At 46.2% G+C, this 16,758-nt stretch carries 14 protein-coding genes and 1 tRNA gene; 6 read left to right on the top strand and 9 right to left on the bottom strand.

Translation table 11 applies throughout. From position 1 onward, the window contains the following. Positions 1-25: 25 nt before the first annotated feature. The 3 genes from PPG34_RS11860 to PPG34_RS11850 all read right to left on the bottom strand — a co-directional run bounded on the left by PPG34_RS11860 (position 26) and on the right by PPG34_RS11850 (position 3,377). The gene (locus tag PPG34_RS11860) at positions 26-937 is read right to left on the bottom strand and encodes an ABC transporter substrate-binding protein (protein WP_313833532.1); all 912 of its coding nucleotides are present in this window, start codon (positions 935-937) and stop codon (positions 26-28) included. 692 nt (positions 938-1,629) lie between these two features. Next, positions 1,630-2,001 (bottom strand): hypothetical protein, encoded by a 372-nt coding sequence (locus PPG34_RS11855; protein WP_313833531.1) that lies wholly within the window; start codon positions 1,999-2,001, stop codon positions 1,630-1,632. Positions 2,002-2,573: 572 nt separating this feature from the next. Further along, positions 2,574-3,377, bottom strand: a complete 804-nt coding sequence (locus tag PPG34_RS11850) for a symmetrical bis(5'-nucleosyl)-tetraphosphatase (RefSeq protein WP_313833530.1) — start codon at positions 3,375-3,377, stop codon at positions 2,574-2,576. A gap of 174 nt (positions 3,378-3,551) precedes the next feature. Here PPG34_RS11850 and PPG34_RS11845 point away from each other — a divergent pair, with 174 nt between their 5' ends. The 6 genes from PPG34_RS11845 to PPG34_RS11820 all read left to right on the top strand — a co-directional run bounded on the left by PPG34_RS11845 (position 3,552) and on the right by PPG34_RS11820 (position 10,722). Then, a complete protein-coding gene (locus PPG34_RS11845) occupies positions 3,552-4,211 on the top strand; it encodes a class I SAM-dependent methyltransferase (RefSeq protein WP_313833529.1) in 660 nt (219 codons plus the stop codon). A 142-nt stretch (positions 4,212-4,353) separates the two neighbouring features. Beyond that, a tRNA-Gln gene (locus tag PPG34_RS11840) sits at positions 4,354-4,427 on the top strand. A 695-nt stretch (positions 4,428-5,122) separates the two neighbouring features. After that, complete coding sequence (locus tag PPG34_RS11835; RefSeq protein ID WP_313833527.1) at positions 5,123-8,284, top strand: hypothetical protein; 3,162 nt, start codon at positions 5,123-5,125, stop codon at positions 8,282-8,284. A 68-nt stretch (positions 8,285-8,352) separates the two neighbouring features. Further along, on the top strand, positions 8,353-8,799 hold the full coding sequence (locus PPG34_RS11830) for a hypothetical protein (RefSeq protein WP_313833526.1): 447 nt from the start codon (positions 8,353-8,355) through the stop codon (positions 8,797-8,799). Between the two features lie 90 nt (positions 8,800-8,889). Continuing rightward, positions 8,890-9,975, top strand: a complete 1,086-nt coding sequence (locus PPG34_RS11825) for a hypothetical protein (RefSeq protein WP_313833525.1) — start codon at positions 8,890-8,892, stop codon at positions 9,973-9,975. A gap of 66 nt (positions 9,976-10,041) precedes the next feature. Further along, entirely contained in the window at positions 10,042-10,722 is a 681-nt protein-coding gene (locus PPG34_RS11820; protein ID WP_313833524.1) for a histidine phosphatase family protein, read from the top strand. A gap of 147 nt (positions 10,723-10,869) precedes the next feature. On the opposite strand, the gene arsB is transcribed toward PPG34_RS11820, so the two are convergent. The 6 genes from arsB to PPG34_RS11790 form a co-directional block, all read right to left on the bottom strand. Continuing rightward, positions 10,870-11,970: an ACR3 family arsenite efflux transporter gene (gene arsB / locus PPG34_RS11815; protein WP_313833523.1), complete on the bottom strand. Its 1,101-nt coding sequence runs from the start codon at positions 11,968-11,970 to the stop codon at positions 10,870-10,872. A gap of 1 nt (position 11,971) precedes the next feature. Beyond that, the gene (locus PPG34_RS11810) at positions 11,972-12,529 is read right to left on the bottom strand and encodes an arsenate reductase ArsC (RefSeq protein ID WP_313833522.1); all 558 of its coding nucleotides are present in this window, start codon (positions 12,527-12,529) and stop codon (positions 11,972-11,974) included. Next, positions 12,526-13,002: an ArsI/CadI family heavy metal resistance metalloenzyme gene (locus PPG34_RS11805; protein ID WP_313833521.1), complete on the bottom strand. Its 477-nt coding sequence runs from the start codon at positions 13,000-13,002 to the stop codon at positions 12,526-12,528. The genes PPG34_RS11810 and PPG34_RS11805 overlap by 4 nt, the downstream gene beginning before the upstream one ends. 17 nt (positions 13,003-13,019) lie before the next feature. Further along, positions 13,020-13,376 (bottom strand): ArsR/SmtB family transcription factor, encoded by a 357-nt coding sequence (locus PPG34_RS11800; RefSeq protein WP_313833520.1) that lies wholly within the window; start codon positions 13,374-13,376, stop codon positions 13,020-13,022. A 296-nt stretch (positions 13,377-13,672) separates the two neighbouring features. Beyond that, on the bottom strand, positions 13,673-14,284 hold the full coding sequence (locus tag PPG34_RS11795; protein ID WP_313833518.1) for a Tll0287-like domain-containing protein: 612 nt from the start codon (positions 14,282-14,284) through the stop codon (positions 13,673-13,675). Next, positions 14,262-16,757 carry an ATP-binding protein gene (locus PPG34_RS11790; RefSeq protein WP_313833517.1) on the bottom strand — a complete coding sequence of 832 codons (2,496 nt, stop codon included), beginning with the start codon at positions 16,755-16,757 and terminating at the stop codon, positions 14,262-14,264. The genes PPG34_RS11795 and PPG34_RS11790 overlap by 23 nt, the downstream gene beginning before the upstream one ends. Position 16,758 lies beyond the last annotated feature (1 nt).

Raw genomic sequence — 16,758 nt, 5'->3', positions numbered from 1 at the left:
CTACCGCTGCACTCGGAGCATTGGGTTAAAACACCTCCTCCGCATCTCGTAATAGAAGAGGAGAAATGGAGATCCCTAAGTATTCTGCGATCTGCTTATTAATAGCCAAACTCACGCGCTCCGGGGGCAGCACGGTTCCTTGAGGGATCGATTGTCCCTGAAGAATTTTCTGCGCAAGACCCGCGACTTGCTTTCCAACCTCAGCATAATTGATATAGAGCCCGGCCAATGCTCCACTTCGAACGAGTCCGGAGGAAAATCCTACGACCGGAACTCGCACCTCAGACGTGGTATGCAAGAGAAATTCCAGAGAATCTTCCGTCAGAACGGTGCTGTCAGGAATTAGCCAGAGGACATCAATATTCGATACCAATGACCGCAACTTGTCTGGGACATCCTGAGGGGATGTGACCGGGCTGCTTATCAATTCCAAACCTTGCCTTTTAGCCAGAGGCATGGCTTCTTCAATCGTGCCATTGGTTTTCGTGGGATCAAACAGGACCCCGATTCGTTTCGAGTCGGGTACCAAATTTCGGATCAAGGCAAATTGGGTTTGGATGGGGATTCTTAGGCTGACCCCAGTCAGGTTCTGGCGGGCGAGATCGTACTTATTGGGATCGAGTACCAAACAGGAGATGATAGGGATATCGAGGACTTCCAGTTTGGCGGCCAGGGCCGCCTTGAGGCCAATAGCCACCACTAGACGGGCGGAAGTCGCTCGAATTTTCTTCCCAAGTTTTCGTCCCTGGGTAAGATCGCCCTGGAGATCATATTCCACAATCTCCACCTCAGGAGAAAGGGACTCCTTCAAGGCAGACGCCGCCGCATTATACGCTCCCACGTCCGCGGATTTCAGAACTACGACGTCTTGACCCCATACGGGTTCTTGGGCTCCGGTCCAGACTAGGCCAGCAAGAAAAAAAACCCAAACCAGCATACCCCTGCAATGGGAATGAGAAGAAGGGAGACTTATTCGGTGAGAGAAAAGCAAGGGTGACTCAGAATAAAGGAGGAGAAAAAGTCAAAACACTTTTTCCTATAGTATTTAAACTTTTAAAAAAGACGCTTACCGCCGGTCCATTAGTGGCAAGTTGAAAATTCTTTGGAAAAATATTGGAGCCGCACGATCTTACCAGCCTTCGCCTTAACAGCTTCGCGCGGAAAGGTCGTGTTCTCTTCGAAAATTGCCATGGGTCGGGAAAGCGAAAGAATAGGCGGCAAAAGATACCGCCGCTATAAATTCCATGCCATGAACAATACTTAGATCATAGCACCATAAATATTGAATGCATCAATGAGTCAACCCCCCCATCACTCTTGAAAAGGATTCACCAATATGCTTTACCCGCCACAACCTTCTTTTCTAGGACAATAAAATTAGAATGGGCTTATTCTTACGAATGAGAAGGTTTCAGGCACCCCATAAATGTTGGACTTTTGGAATGTCCAAAGGTCCCCCTAATCTCTGAAGATTTAAAGAGGACGAAACATCCACACGCTATCTTAGCCAAGAGACTCAGAGATAAAAAGGGGAACCATTACTTCTCACTTTTTGGAGGTAAGAAGAGAACATCATGAGGCAAGATGGAAGTCTGTGAGAATTAATAAAAAGACTTTTAAAAACCGTTTCTATCGGCTTTTTGTACGTTTCGAAAAATCAATTCGTTGAAACGATTCCTCAAGAGGTGTCGAAGGAAGATCGCTGGACATCCCCCCAAATAAATCTGCCGTAAATCGCCTTATGGAACGTGCCTCCTCAGTTTCTTGAATCACTCGCTGGCCATACTGTGGTTGCCATCCGCAATTCAAACATCGCATTTCGAGTTTTTTGGATAAATCAATTTCTTGCACCACGATCCAGCCTTGGCATTTAAGGCAATGCTCCACGACACCAGAAGGAGCCCTGGCGACTACCGGCCGAATGTGAACACGAGTGGCAGGTTGCCCATCGGATCGTTTTGCTTCTAACCTTGCCTTTCTTCGGGAAGAATTCACGCTCATTGGACCTCCTTGTGCTTGCCTTGAAGCGTGCAGAGTTGATCACGGATAAATCGGCTTCATGCCGAATGAGATGTACCCGCGCTCTTATACTTTTTAACTTGACGCAAAGTCTGTGACGAATATCACTAGATAGGTAATATGGCATGAAATTTTTGTGTATATGACTAGAATATTAACCCTAATGTCAATACCTGATTTTTCCTCGTCTTCCGCACTTCACTAGGATCGGATATCCCATCAACTGGCACCTTATCCGTCTTTCAAAAAAAGATTGCAGGGCAACCCCTTCCCCCCTTCTAAAGATATGTAGAGACACTCCTCTTTTTTACCTAAGGGAGCAATCCCCATGCCAAGGGAATAACAAAAATTCCTTATGCACGTTTGAAATATAACATGTTGTTTCTTTAGTGAAATGTTTCCTTTTTTGATAGATTGAAAGTTCCGGTGCTAATCAACAAAAAAAATAAAACGTATCCTTTTGTATACAGAACCGTATCCACCAAGATACAGTCTCCCCACACCCACAAGCGTTTTCAGAAAGTTTCTAAGATAGGGTTAGGATAGAAGAACGGTTACGAGGAACATGCCACTCGATAAATGCTTCGGTCATCGAGGCAAAAGGCCATCAATTCCTTGCCCCAAATGCAACCGCCATCAATGCCAATGTGCTTCTCGTGAACCAGTTCACCCAAGGCAGACCAATGCCCAAAGATAATCGTCTCTGTTCTAGGGCAATCTGGCGGAAGAAGATACCATGGAGAGAAGCCTGTTGGAGAATATTTTGGCTCGCCCTTAAACGACAGGTCGATTCGACCTTTTGAAGAACACACTCGCATTCTTGTCAACACATTCGTGGTAAACCCTAAACGTTCATAGATGGATAGATCTTCTCTCCATTTACAAACCCGACTTCGATATAGTGCGGCCAATGGATCTTGATAAAAATCGGATCGAAGCGCCCCTTCAACTTCATGGGCCAACTCCATGGCCTGCTCAATAGACCATTGAGGCAAAATCCCCGCATGGACCAAGACATAGAGAGACTCCCGATGCAGGAGTGGTTGGTGTCTCAACCAATGAAGGAGTTCCTCGCAATCGGGAGCATCGAGAATCGGTTGGAGGGTATCCTTTTTATGAAGCGAGGCAATGCCCGCATGAATGGCAAGAAGATGGAGATCGTGATTACCAAGCACCGTCACGCACGATGGCCCCAGGCTTTTGACAAACCGCAATACTCCCAACGAATCCGGACCGCGATTGACGAGATCACCCACTAACCAAAGGCGATCAGTGTCAGGGTCGAATGCGATTTGGCGAAGAAGCTTTTGAAAGGAAGCCAGACATCCTTGGATGTCGCCGATGGCGTAGGTGGCCATTTAATGAGATCCACTCCTCAGGAAAAAATCCTCGAAGGGACCATAGCGGGAACCCAAGAGGCATGCAACATATTCCAGTATCCTATGCCAATTTTCTTGACCCACTCCGACACTGTCGATAGGATTAGTAACCCATCTGTTTTTTATGAAAATTTTTTAGATGAATGAGGAATCATGCAACGAGTGCTTGAGCCAGAAATCATGGATGGAGAGGAGCAAGTCCGAGCCTACGCTCGCGCAGATTTTGCCCAAGAAAATCAATGGTTCGTTGAACAGTTTTTGGAAATTTTCCAAGATTTTCGAGAAGGGGTCGTTCTCGACCTTGGCTGTGGGCCTGGAGATATCCTCATCCGGCTCGCCCAGGCTTGTCCGTCACTCACGTTAATTGGAGTGGATGCCTCTGGCCCCATGATCAATCTGGCGCAGGCAGCCATTGATGAGGCGAACGTCGGTGATCGCGTTCGTGTCCTCTGCCAGAGATTTCAGGACATCAAGCTGCCGGAACAAGCGGATGCCATCATTTCAAATAGTCTCGTCCACCATGTGCCCAATCCATTTCAGTTTTGGTATGCCATGAAACAACTAGGCAAACCAGGGGCTCCAGTTATCGTGATGGATTTATTGCGACCCGAAACCACTGAAGAGGCTCAAGCCTTAGTCGATCAATATGCTGCGAATGAACCGGAACAGCTTCGTCGAGACTTTTACAATTCATTGCTGGCCGCCCTTACCGAAGACGAAGTGGCCGCCCATTTGGCCGAAATGAAGATGAGCCGACTGTTAATCGATGTGCCAGATGATCGACATTGGATAGTCACAGGCCGAGTGTTTTAGCATAGCAGACGTGAAGCGCCATGCGTGAAGCGTATTCCGTGATACGTCTTTTTGTGTTTCCTGGGGGACGAGTGACCAGCAACAAGCCACGGACGAAACTCTTGACGGAATAGACCCCAGACGGATAAGGTGTCGCCCTGGTTGGGGGATCGTCTAGGGGCAAGACAACAGATTTTGGATCTGTGAACCCAGGTTCGATTCCTGGTCCCCCAGCCACAAACATTCCTTACTAAAATATATGGTTTTGAATAGATCCTAAACACCTATCAAACTTCTAATCATAAATCTCCTCTTTTTGAATTTCTCCTTTCCTGAAGGCCTATCAAATTTTCGTTTAACTCTTTATTGAGCCCCACGTTTTAAGATCGCGAAATTTCTGTATAAAACCTTAAGGCAGAGGTGGAGGGAAAAAATTCCTTCTTGAATTTGAGGTTGACGAAGAGTACCTTGCAGACCACAAATAGATCCAAATTGCAAAAATTATTGAGGTCTCTTTTTTTTATGAAGAAAGGGCCAGGGAAGGCCCAGGGAGCGAAGAACTCCCTGGGCCTTTTTTATGAAAAACATACTGCTCACTGTATTTTTTAAGATTTTAAGAATCGTGCTTGCCTGAAGCACGAACTTTAGGCCTATTCCCGAAACACTAGGCCAAGAGGATGGTGGATTTTTAGGATAAGGGTACTGTAACCAAGGTTTACATAATTGTCATAGGAATCCGAAATGTTTTGGATTCGTTGAGACAATGAAATTTGTGAAAAGACTAAATATCATAGAAATGTAGATGTTTTATCCCAAAACGGCCACTGGCCAGCTAGGTATGAAAATTGCTTTTTCTGCTTGTTGAAGGCTTCTGCAAAACGCGACTTTTATGACATTGGGGGTATGCACAAAAAACGAAACAATTAAATTGGATGCATAGGATAAATAGGATAAAACAGTTCTTTAGAAAGACGGCAAGAAAATGGAGGAATTCAATGGGAACAAATGACTGTCCAGTAAACAGACTCTTTCTTTTTCTCCTTATTTTTATGACTCCTTCCTGCGGCTTCATCGACAACTATTTATATCCTGTGAACAAATTCTATAGCGCCAATATTGATGACGTAAATGAAAATGCGGAGTTCTTGCCGGCGAAGATTATTCTCAGTGAACCCCAAGTTTTTTCACGAGCTACCTTGCAAAATGATCGTTTGGAAGAAGCTCAGCATCTAAAGCGACTATTGGACGAGAGTCCAACATTGATATATGAGGCTCAATTAAGACGGGATCTCAGTGCCATCTCTATTTTGACTGGTCAACTGGGAATAAAATTTGATCCGACGAGCATGATGGCCTTTGAGCAAGAGGGGTTAAGGCATGAAATCCAATCAACAAAACTTCGAGCAGAATTACTTGGTGTACAACGACAACTTGATGACCTTCAGGCAGATCCCACCAAACAGGTAGAACCAAATCAAGCTGGAGGAGCAGGCGAAAATGGGGGTGGGTTGATCCCACCGAAATTTGAAGACCTCGCTGGCATGGAAAGCAGTTTAGGCACCTTGAGGACAAGGCTTGACGCCTTACTGGGAAAAATTGAAAACGGCGGTTTTGCGGCAGCTCGTAAGAGTGGCATCAACACTTCTCCGGAAGACAGGTATGCATCCATGCAAGCCTACCGGGCTATGGTCCAAAGTGATCTTTCTGAAGCCAAGTTAGATGACATGCATGACTTGGATGGAAATACCTTATACCGTCTTCAATTTATGGCCAGTGTGTTGCCGGGACCGGATAAGAATAGATGGGGATTTAGCCGAATTACTTTGTCGCCCCCGGATTATTCCGAACCTAGCCTCAAAAATCTTTATATTGAGTGGCTCCGACATTTGACCCTTAAACTCAATACATACGAAGAAAGAACCTTAAATCCTTATTTAGCCCATCTTGGGGATTATCGGAGATATTATACCGAGCTTGGCCAGGATACAGGACTCTTTAGGGTTGAATTGGACTATATGCCTCTGAAGGACGGTATTTCATGTGGATCTTCAGACGATGTCAAAAATAGTGAATACTGCGTATTTCTCTATTTAGCCCTTCTTCCTGAATCTTCAACTTCCCGAGAAGCACAGTTGGCTCGCGCATCCCCTAAATTCTTAGATTCGGAAAGTCCACCTACCGAATACTGTAATAACAGTTTGCCAGAAAAGCTAAAGGCATTCTCTCAATTGGAAGCATCAAAACGTCTAGCCCTAGAGGCATTACGCCAAGAAGGCCTGTTCCCGGAAAATATTAACAAAGCTTTGGAAAGATATGAGGCAAAGGTAAAAAATGAGACCCTACTATCCAAGTCCAACTTATTTCCTCATCAGCAGTCAAATAGTGCTCTAATTCTCGACAATCAAGCATGTAATGAACTAGCGACGAAAAACTCTCTGTCTATTCAGAGCTCAGGAGTCGTATCTGTAGATGGCAGCTCACCACTGCAGATTGAAGTTCCAGAAGGATTTAAGAATGACTTGACCTCCTCAGTTGGCGGTAAAGATATCTACAAGGGCAAAACTCATGTATATGCAACTATACCAAATCAACGCGACCAACGATTGTCCACGATCGCGAGTGCAGCAAATACTATGCAAATGGCTTTTGCACTTGCAGCCACAGTCCCCCAATATGGCGTGGGCATGAATGCGGGCCTTGGTTATTTGCGGAGCATGATGGGAAAAGTCGATTCGTTGGAGCGTGCTCCTTTAGTCATGGGCTTTTCCGGGCACAATGAAAACGCTGAACATTCTTGGCTTGGATGGATTTTTGGGCCCAAGGTGCGAGTGGACCCTGCAGGAAACAAGTTAAAACTCACTCATGTCGTTGCTCGACACCAAATCGGCGGAGATGTGTCAATCCCTGCTTGGTGGCTTGGCGTGAAATTAAACATAGAATCCGTATGGGTTGGATCTTGGTCTGCCTTCAACTTTCAGAATGCCGGGAAACTTCCTAATTCAACACCAGTATCACAGGAACTTTCTCTTCCGGTAAATGCTGCCGGGTTAGATGAATTAACCAGGAAGATTGCAAATAACCATGGGGTCTTTCTTCATAGAATCGCAAAAAGGATCAATACGAATATCGAATCGGTATTTCCGCCTGAAATTTCAGTGTGTACGCCTGCGAAAACCTTTTTAATTCACGGTGCCAATTTGTGGCGCAATCCAGAAGTATATTTAAATGGCAGCCCGGCCCCTGAAGTGAGGGTGCTTCCCAATATGGCTGGTCTTCGAGCGACATTCGGTAGTTACGGATTTCCTACGACAAACTCTACCAAACAGGCTGAATTGCGAGTCTACACTACTCATGGGAGCGGCGAGTTTCATATTCCCGTGATGGACCAAGGGAAAAAGGAGCGGTGTGGATCATCAGCCGTCTACCAACTCACTTTTAATCCTCCGCCAAGTTTTATTAATGATGGTCCTCTGGCGTATGACATTCTCGGAGGAACTCCTCCCAATGCCTACCATGCAATTGGACTGGGATTGAGGATAAAAGGCAAAAACAAGTGGAATAAGTTTGATGCATCTATTACAAGCGATCAAAAAAAGGTGGCCGCAAAAAGTGCACCTAAACTCGATGAAACTAAATACGTGGATGGTACTGTACTTGAGGCTGCGCTACTGATTACACCAAATGAGAATGCTCAAGATGAAGAATTGAATACCGGAGAAACCGTTGTTTTCTATAAGAAGAACAGTCCCAACTCAAAAATCCAGATAAATACGCTCAATATTGCGGACATCGGTCAAGGCAACACTGTAGGCATTACCCTGCCACTCAATTGGAAGGATGCTTACCCTGGTTTAAAACTCAAAGCCAAAATAACAAAAGGCGCGGACACTATTAACTTGTCAGTTCAACCCAGTGTGTCTAATTCCACCGTGCGTCAATTTGACGTTGTTCTTGGGCTGGCTCCACCCTCGAATCAAGCAACATATAATAAACTGCATAAGGGTGGCCCTTTGACCGTCACCTTTATCGCTGAGGGAGATACCCTGTACTTACCTGTATTTGAGGGAAAACTCACGATTCAACAAGGTAGTTAGAACATGTTTCCATTCATTTGCTATGGGTATGAAAATTCATTCTATGGGCTGCTAGATAGGAGACAGAAATGATTAAACATATTACACGGACTTGGTTTTTCTTGTGTTTAGCTCTTCTTCTCCTATGTTTCCCATTAACTGGATTTCCGGAAGATCAATGCAAACCAGCAAATATCAAACTAAAACTTACATCAGCCGGAATAGGGCTGGGCGCTCAATGGGGAGAGGGACAGCTTGACTATGAAGATGGTACCTACTTTTTTACTATGGATGGTTTTGGTCTTGCTGATGTAGGCATTAGCAGTATGAGTGGGAAAGCGACAATATCACACCTTCCCTCTCTTTCTAATTTCATAGGTACTTATTATTCTGTTGGTGCTGGAATTGCCATAGGCGGCGGCGGCATTGTTATTTCTATGGCTAACCAGAACGGGGTAGTTATGCAAATCACCGGTTCTACGATGGGACTTTGGACCTCAGTGGGTCCCAAAGGCTTTACCGTCAAGATGAAATGAAATTGCATATAACCAAAAAGAATTAAATCATTGGCTTGAAACCAAACTAATAATTATCAAGAAATGTATGGAAATAGAGAGGTCTCTTCAATGATTACCTATAAGAAATGGGGAAAACTCTTTCACGGAAGTTTGGCCATAGCTATTTCAGTTTTCTTCTTCGTAGGGCTCGGATTTTCCCAAGTGACTAAGGAGAATGAGGAATGTAAAAAAGTAGAAATAAGAGAGGCTTCAGGGATTGCCCGTTTAGGCGATAAGCTTGTTATTGTCGATGATGGAAAACCTGGGACCTACTATCCTTTCGATGCGCCAAAGGCTGGTACTGATATCATTCCTATACCTAAGCTCTGTGGAGTAAAAATTCCTGATGGGAAGCAAAGCCAACTCGGGATCGATCTCGAAGCCATAGACATTCTGGCTAATAGTCAGGTGGTGGTTCTTTCAGAAAGGCTTCGAGCGTTAATAGGAAAAGATGGAATTCTTACGGAATATGACAGCCCGTTGAGTGAATTGGGCAACCGTGGATTAGAGGGCTTGGCTGTCCGAACTCTTGATAATGGATCGTCTCGTGTTGCTGTATTGTGGGAGGGAGGGTACCCAGAAAAAAATGATCTTCCTCTTCAATTACAAGATCTTGTTGGAACAATTCCTTTTTTCCCCATTATTTGGGTTCATGATGTTGGTCGAAATGGAGAGCTGATTCAGAGCTCATGTAAGGAGAATCCAAATCCTTGCAGAAAGCTCAAAGAGAAGGACGCGCTAAAACATTTGCGGCTTGATGTTCCTAAACCCCAGGGAACAGAACCTTTCGCGCAACGTTTTCGAGCTCCAGACTTAGTTTGGCACCAATGGGATCAAATGCAAAACGGAAAAAAAGAATGGGGATTCATTGTTTTGCTCAGTTCGGAAAGTACTGATTCTCAGCTGCCACCGGATGAAAGATTCAAACATAAATGGTTGCAGCGTTTCACGATGGAGGGACGCCCTTTTAGTGGCCCACTAGATTTATCCGACGTGATCGAAAAAGGTTCAGCGTCGGATAAAAATAAATTAAAAAAAGCCAACTGGGAAGGACTCGGATGGTTTGAAGAAGGAGAACGTTTAGTGCTGGTTTATGATGACAAGAAGGCGACCCCAGTCGCATTTTTAGTGACAATTCCGAATGATTGGAAATAGCGGAACAAAAAATTTCTCGAAGACCTCGCCGATCGTTTATAGAAAACAAGAAAAAGGAATATTTTCATGAACCCTCTCTTTTTTTTAAAACAATTATGCTATGTGCTGATGTTAGGTGCATGTTTTCTTACACTCCACTCTGCTACCTCTCTTGCTGCTGAAAATGAGAGCTGGCTAGAAAATGCATGCCCAAGTTGGAGTAATCTTAGTAAAGTGCAACAGAAAGCATTACAGGACGGCCTCAAAACCAGGAAGGGCTTTGTCTTACTCTTTCGTCATTTTGAAAAAGATAGGGAGCACTGCAAGGACGATCAATGGATACCACTAACGACCGATGGTTTGAAGAAAGCCTATAATTCGGGAGAAATATTAAATCGAAATATGGAAATAGAACATGCCGTGGCGAGTCCTTGGAAACGAACAACCGACACTGCCAGTTTACTTGTCCTATTCAAAAAGAAAGTCGACCCGAGTGATGATTTTAAACCCAGATTTGGAGATTTTAATAATCTGGCAGATGAACTTTGGAAAAGGTCAAAACAAAATCCCGATACCAATGTTCTAGCGGTGGGCCACAGCGGGAAGATAAACGCTTTCCTCAGAAATAACGATGAAGGAAATCGTCAAGTGGGTCTAGAAGAAGGATGGTCAGCCATCCTACGTCCAGTTGTTCAGAAGAAACAATTCTTTTGTGACGTAATGATTAGGCCAGACGAATGGCCAGGTTTATTTCCAGCAAAAGAGTAAAAGACACTATGTATATGGAGAAAGAAATTTAAAAGAAGATAAATTTATGTCTGACTTCCTCGCTGCAGGTTCACCTAGTGTGGAGTATTAATGGGATAAGTGAAAAAGGGGTCTTTCTTAACTCCCTGCTGGCTCCATACTTGGATTTTAGGTCCTTGGCAGGGGAGCATGAACATGAGATCCCTGTTCATACCAGACCTTTGTTTGATTCACGATGGCGACGACCGACAACATGACAGGGACCTCTACTAGGACGCCAACCACCGTAGCCAGCGCCGCTCCCGAATTAAAGCCAAATAGCACAATTGCTGTGGCGACAGCCAATTCAAAAAAATTACTGGCTCCGATTAAGGCCGAAGGAGCTGCGACGCAATGCGCCACCCCGAATGTCCTGTTTAAGATATAAGAAAGGCCGGAATTCAAATAGACTTGAATCAGAATGGGCACAGCCAACATGGCAATGATCAGCGGCTGCGCCAAAATTTGTTCGCCTTGAAATCCAAATAACACCACAAGGGTAGCTAACAACGCTACCAAGGAAATGGGATGCATACGGGACAACACGTGCCCAAGTTTTTGTGTGCCGCCATGATGTAAAAGGCTGCGTCGCCACCACTGGGCAAAGGCCACGGGAATCACGATGTAAAGACCCACCGAAAGAAATAGCGTCTCCCAGGGTACGGTAATCGCGGATAATCCCAGCAAAAGGCCAACAATCGGAGCAAAGGCAACAATCATTATCAGGTCATTCAAGGCCACCTGGGTCAGGGTGAAATGAGGTTCCCCCTTCGAGAGGTGACTCCAAACAAACACCATGGCGGTACACGGGGCAGCGGCCAACAGAATTAATCCCGCGATATAGTCGTCTTGTTGGTCCATGGGAAGATACGGGTCGAACACGATCCGAATGAAAAACCACCCAAGCACCGCCATGGAAAATGGCTTGACCGCCCAGTTGATGAACAGCGTGACGCCGATACCTTTCCAATGATTGGTCACGTGGTGGAGGGCCGCAAAGTCAATCTTGAGCAGCATCGGTACCATCATAAGCCAGATAAGGACAGCTATCGGAATGTTTACTTGCGCCACTTCCCACTGCCCCAGAACATGAAATACGGAAGGGAAAAAGTGGCCAAGCCCAATGCCAACCAAAATACACAGTCCGACCCATACCGTTAAGAATCGCTCAAATGGGCCAAGGGGCGTGTGCTGAGTTTCCTGGGACAGTGGTTCACATGCCACGCTCATCTTATTCTTCCTTCATCAGCTTGTAGAGATGTGATTCCGTCGGTTCTGATTGAGCGTGCTCGATGGAAATCTGACCAATTTCATGCAGGGTCTGTTGGAGCTTCATGGAATCCAAGTATCGAATGGGCAAACTGGTAAAAATCTTGATCCGATTTTCCAGTTCACGAAAGGCTTGGCGGAAGGCTTGCATTCTTTGAATGTGATCCCCTCCAACCACAGCTGGATCAGCTACGCCCCAATGGGCGGTCATCGGCTGGCCAGGCCACACGGGACAGGTTTCAACCCTGGCGTTGTCACAGACAGTGAACACGAAATCTATTTTTGGTGCAGTTGGTTGGGCAAATTCCTCCCAACTCTTGCTGCGCAATCCGTCAGTAGGAAAATCCAAGCGCGTGAGCAAATCAAGTGCGAAGGGATGCACCTCGCCTTTAGGATGACTCCCCGCACTATAGCCTTGAAATTTTCCTTTCCCCCAAAATTTCAACAGCCCTTCGGCCATAATGCTCCGCGCTGAATTGCCGGTGCAGAGAAACAACACGTTGAATGGGCGAACACTCATGTGGTGCAACAGGCCTGCGAGGCAGGTGAGGGCTCACAACACTCAGCTTCATTCGACGTATCAGGTGTGGAACAGGCGTTTTCTGCATGATGCATTTTGTCGGAGAACACCTCCACTTCCTCCATTGTCCGATATGCTTCCCAGGGAAGGCCCGAGGGGTCCTGCACCCAGGTTTTATCCGACCGCGCAAAGCAACATACCGTTTCCCCTTCATCGAAGACAGACATGCCTGCATGTTTAAGACGTTCCCGCATCTCCTCTAATTCCTGAGCATCGTCCACCTGAATTCCCAAGTGGTCAACGCCCTGGGTAGAGACACGAGTCGAAATGGCAAAATTCATGGAAGGATCGTCGAGCAGCCATTTCGAATAGCCAGGTTTGATCTTCACGGGTGCAGCATTAAATAAAGCACTATAAAAACGAATCGATTGATCAAGTTCACTCACACCGACATGAATATGGAGACGTTTCATGAGACTTTCTCCTTGAGTTAAGGTTCACAGCAATGGGCAAGCTCAATAATGCTGCATTGTTTCTTCTTATTGTCTCGTATGCTGGCCATTTCAGAACTGCAACAATCTTCCACCATAAACCGGATGAGGTTGGTAAAAAACTCAAAGTTCGCGCTGTAGATGATGGAACGACCCTTACGCTGCGAGACAACAAGGCCCGCGTTGCTCATATGGGATAAATGAAAGGATAACGTGTTATGCGGAATGTCCAGGGCTTCACTTAAGGCTCCCGCAGGGGCGCCGCTCGAGCCATGTTCGACCAAGAGGCGAAACACCCGCAACCGGGTTTCCTGGGAAAGAGCATCAAAGGCAATGAGGGCTTTTTGTATGTCCATATGTCCAGAATAATGGACATATTATGACAAGTCAAGGCCTTTCAAAAAATATAGAAGCCCGAATCATCAAAGGGATGGGAGGTGTTTGATTAGCAGAACTTGATAAAGCTAGTTGCGGGATACGGTAGATCCGCCGGAAATTTAATGGTGCTTGAGACTTTCCCTGATAAATTCGTCGAAATTAGAAAGGTATTTGGAGCTAGAAAGGCAGAAGTTGCGAATCTGGTTGAGTCTGGCTAGCCAGTCTTTTGACTTTGACAACCCTAACCCCTCCAATTCAGCTATTTCTTCCAGCCTTACTCGTCCAGGGGAATGGTAATCACAATCGCGCCCATGACGTCATTCAACTGAAAGTCGCGTTTCGGACTTAATCGATGGGTATTATGGCATTCTACACAAGCTTTCGTAATGGCTTTATCTGCATAAATGGCTTGGTAATATCGAAGTTTGCCACTCGTGATGACTCCCGTAAAGGGCTTATTGGGGTTGTCACTCACCGCCTGTAATCCCTCTCGCTCAAATTCCGTGACCGGACCATTTCGTTCATAAATTGGCCACATGCTGACCAGTCGGTATCGAATACCTCTTCCTTTTTCCGCCACCAGTTTTCCGGCTTTTTGTAACAGCTGAGCGGGAAGTGGAAGCGCATCTTGGTTTTCCCAATGTTCAGACGCGTGCAAAATATTCTTTTTCTGCAAACGCTCTACAATAAACGTTGAATACACGGTTCGATCGGCCTCGACAATATCGTGCACAAAGTCGGCAACTCGTTCAGGAGAAATGCCCTTCATTTGATGATTCGATTCGCTTGAACTTTTTTCGCCATGCGACAAATTCAGGGACATCCCGACCAACATTACAACAAGCACGACTTCTAAGAATACTTTATGATTGAGCCATTTTTTCATGGTCGCCCTCCTCTCGTTTCACTTTCCCCTGAGTGGGAAAGGAAATGAGACACACGGTTCCTTGATGTTCAGGACTGGTCATCTGAATGGATCCGTGGTATCTCGAAATAATTCTACGGGCAATGGTGAGCCCGAGTCCCGATCCCTCTCCTTGGCGTTTGGTAGTAAAGAAAGGGTCGAAAATTTTGGACACATGCGCCTTGGGAATGCCGGGCCCTGAATCTTGTATGGAAATCGTAATAAGCTCATCCGAACAATGAGTTGATAGGGACAGGGACCCCTTTCCCTCCATGGCTTGGACCGAGTTGGTTAAGACATTCACGAATATCTGGCGGATTTCTTCTGGTTGTGCGCGAATTGCTGAGTTGCATTGGTAAGCCGTATTTACCGTGATGGACGACGGATTCAGACTTTCCTTAACGAGTTCCCAAGCTTTCCCAATTTCGTCAACCACCAGAACGTCCCGGACCTGCCCTTGGGCTTGTCCGCGAACTTGACCGGAAATGTTTCGAATGACGTTGGCCATTCGCTGCCCATGCTGAACAATTTCCTTGGCCAAGGTTTTCGCTTGCGTAAGGTTTTCTTCTTCCTGAATCGCTTCCCCCAATCCAATGACCCCAACCAATGGATTGTTTAGCTCATGGCCAATCCCCGAAGAAAGAATGCCTAAACTCGAGATTTTTTCCCTATAGGCTAATTGTTCCTGCACCAGGCTTTCTTCCGTCGCGTCTCGAAGGACCAGACCAATTGCCCCTTTTTCAGGAAATCGTGCTTTTATGAAAAACCAGTCATACCAGAACATTCGATCATTGATTTCAAGCATATTCTTTGGAAGCTCAGACTCCAAATCTAAATCTGCTGACAAAGGATCTTTCAGTGCGAATTTTTCCTTATGGCCATTGGCCATGTGATGGTTTTGGGCTTCCTCGGTTCCTGTGGATTGGGCATTGAGCTCTTCTCGAAGCTTTTGCTGAATGGGCTCCTTGACCGGGAGAAGATCGAAAAGTTTCAAACTCTCCAACGTGTCCATGTTCCACCCCAGCGCCTCTCGTCCGGCCTGATTGAGATAAGTCACCCGTTCCTGGGAGTCGAGAAGGATTACCGGAGTGGGTACGTTATGAAGAATTTTGGATGTAGACTCTTGCAAATCCAACATTTCTTGGGTTTTAGATTCCACTTCGCTTCGAAGGCCGCCCATGGCACTGACCAACTGTTGATTCATGCGATTCACTTCTTCCGCCAACTCTTGGATTTCATCGCCCGTCTGAATGTTGAGAGGTTCTACCAACTCACCCTTTCCAATAAGACGCGCCGCATCTTGAAGCCGACGAATCGGGTTCACAATGCGTTCGGCGGCCATCGCCCCTAAGGCAATAAGCAGGCTGATCGCAATGAGGCCAAATATCCCGTTCCAGATTTGGAGATGCTGAATCGGGGCAAAAAGTTCATCGGGATGTTTCCACACAAAAGTATGCCAGGAGGTTTGAGTTGAAGAAGTCGTGATGCGATTCGTCCCCTGTAAGGCGGCAAATCCGATGATGGACGTCGTGTGGCCATCATGGCCATCCCCCGCCGTCTGAGTCCACCCTGATTGGTCCGCCACCATCGAAGAAGGAAGTTCGGTTAAAGAAAGACGAGACCCAGTTTCCAACACGGGGCAATAGATGACCGTCCCTTGACTGTCGACCAGCATGACATGACCAGTCTCGCCAAATTGAATGCTCTCAATCGTTGGTGCAAAAAATTCGGTGACATCATAAACCCGATGAAGAATGCCGACGGCTTGATACCGAATGCTATCCAATATGGGAATGGAAAGAGCAATCGTGTGGGTCCCGAGGTCCTTGTGAAATGACACGGCTCCCAAATACGGCTTCCCCGCTCCACTGTGGAACGCCCCCTTCCACCACGGTTGGTCAGCATGCAAAAACTCTACATTGGTGTTCAAACTGGCGACGAGCCGTCCGGCAATATCGGTGACAAACAGCGCACGAGTGGATGACCGTGGCAAGGCAGCCGTCGCGCGGCCTGAACTCTGGAAGGTTCGCAGATAATATTGATGAAGAATCAACGCTAAAGGCCCTTGCGTGATTTCTTCGACTAACGAAGGAGTTTGGTGCCTCCATGCTTCATGGGCTTGGGCCGACAGCTGAATAAGCTGTTCCGGGTCCAAAGTGGAGAGCGCATCACGACGGGCTTCCAATTCCCGTATCATTTCCGGTTCAGCTGCAATGCGTTCGGCTTGCGCGACTTCTTCCATGAGAGTCAAGTCAAGACCTCGCGCCGTTTCTATGGCCAAGGCCTGAAAATTATCTCCATTCACTTCGAGAATTTCCTCGCGTCCTTTATAAAAAGACATAATTTGGCCAATGACCAAAGGAAGGATGCCCACGATCAAAATAGACAAAATGATTTTTTTCTTGAGGCCTTGCCGTCTGTGCGCAGCCTGTTGCTTATATTGGAAGGGATCCATA

The sequence above is a fragment of the Candidatus Nitronereus thalassa genome (assembly GCF_032191465.1).
In the GTDB taxonomy this organism is placed as follows: Bacteria; Nitrospirota; Nitrospiria; order Nitrospirales; family UBA8639; genus Nitronereus; species Nitronereus thalassa.
The sequence above is the reverse complement of the archived record's forward strand: the minus strand, read 5'-3'. Positions and strand labels throughout refer to the sequence as shown.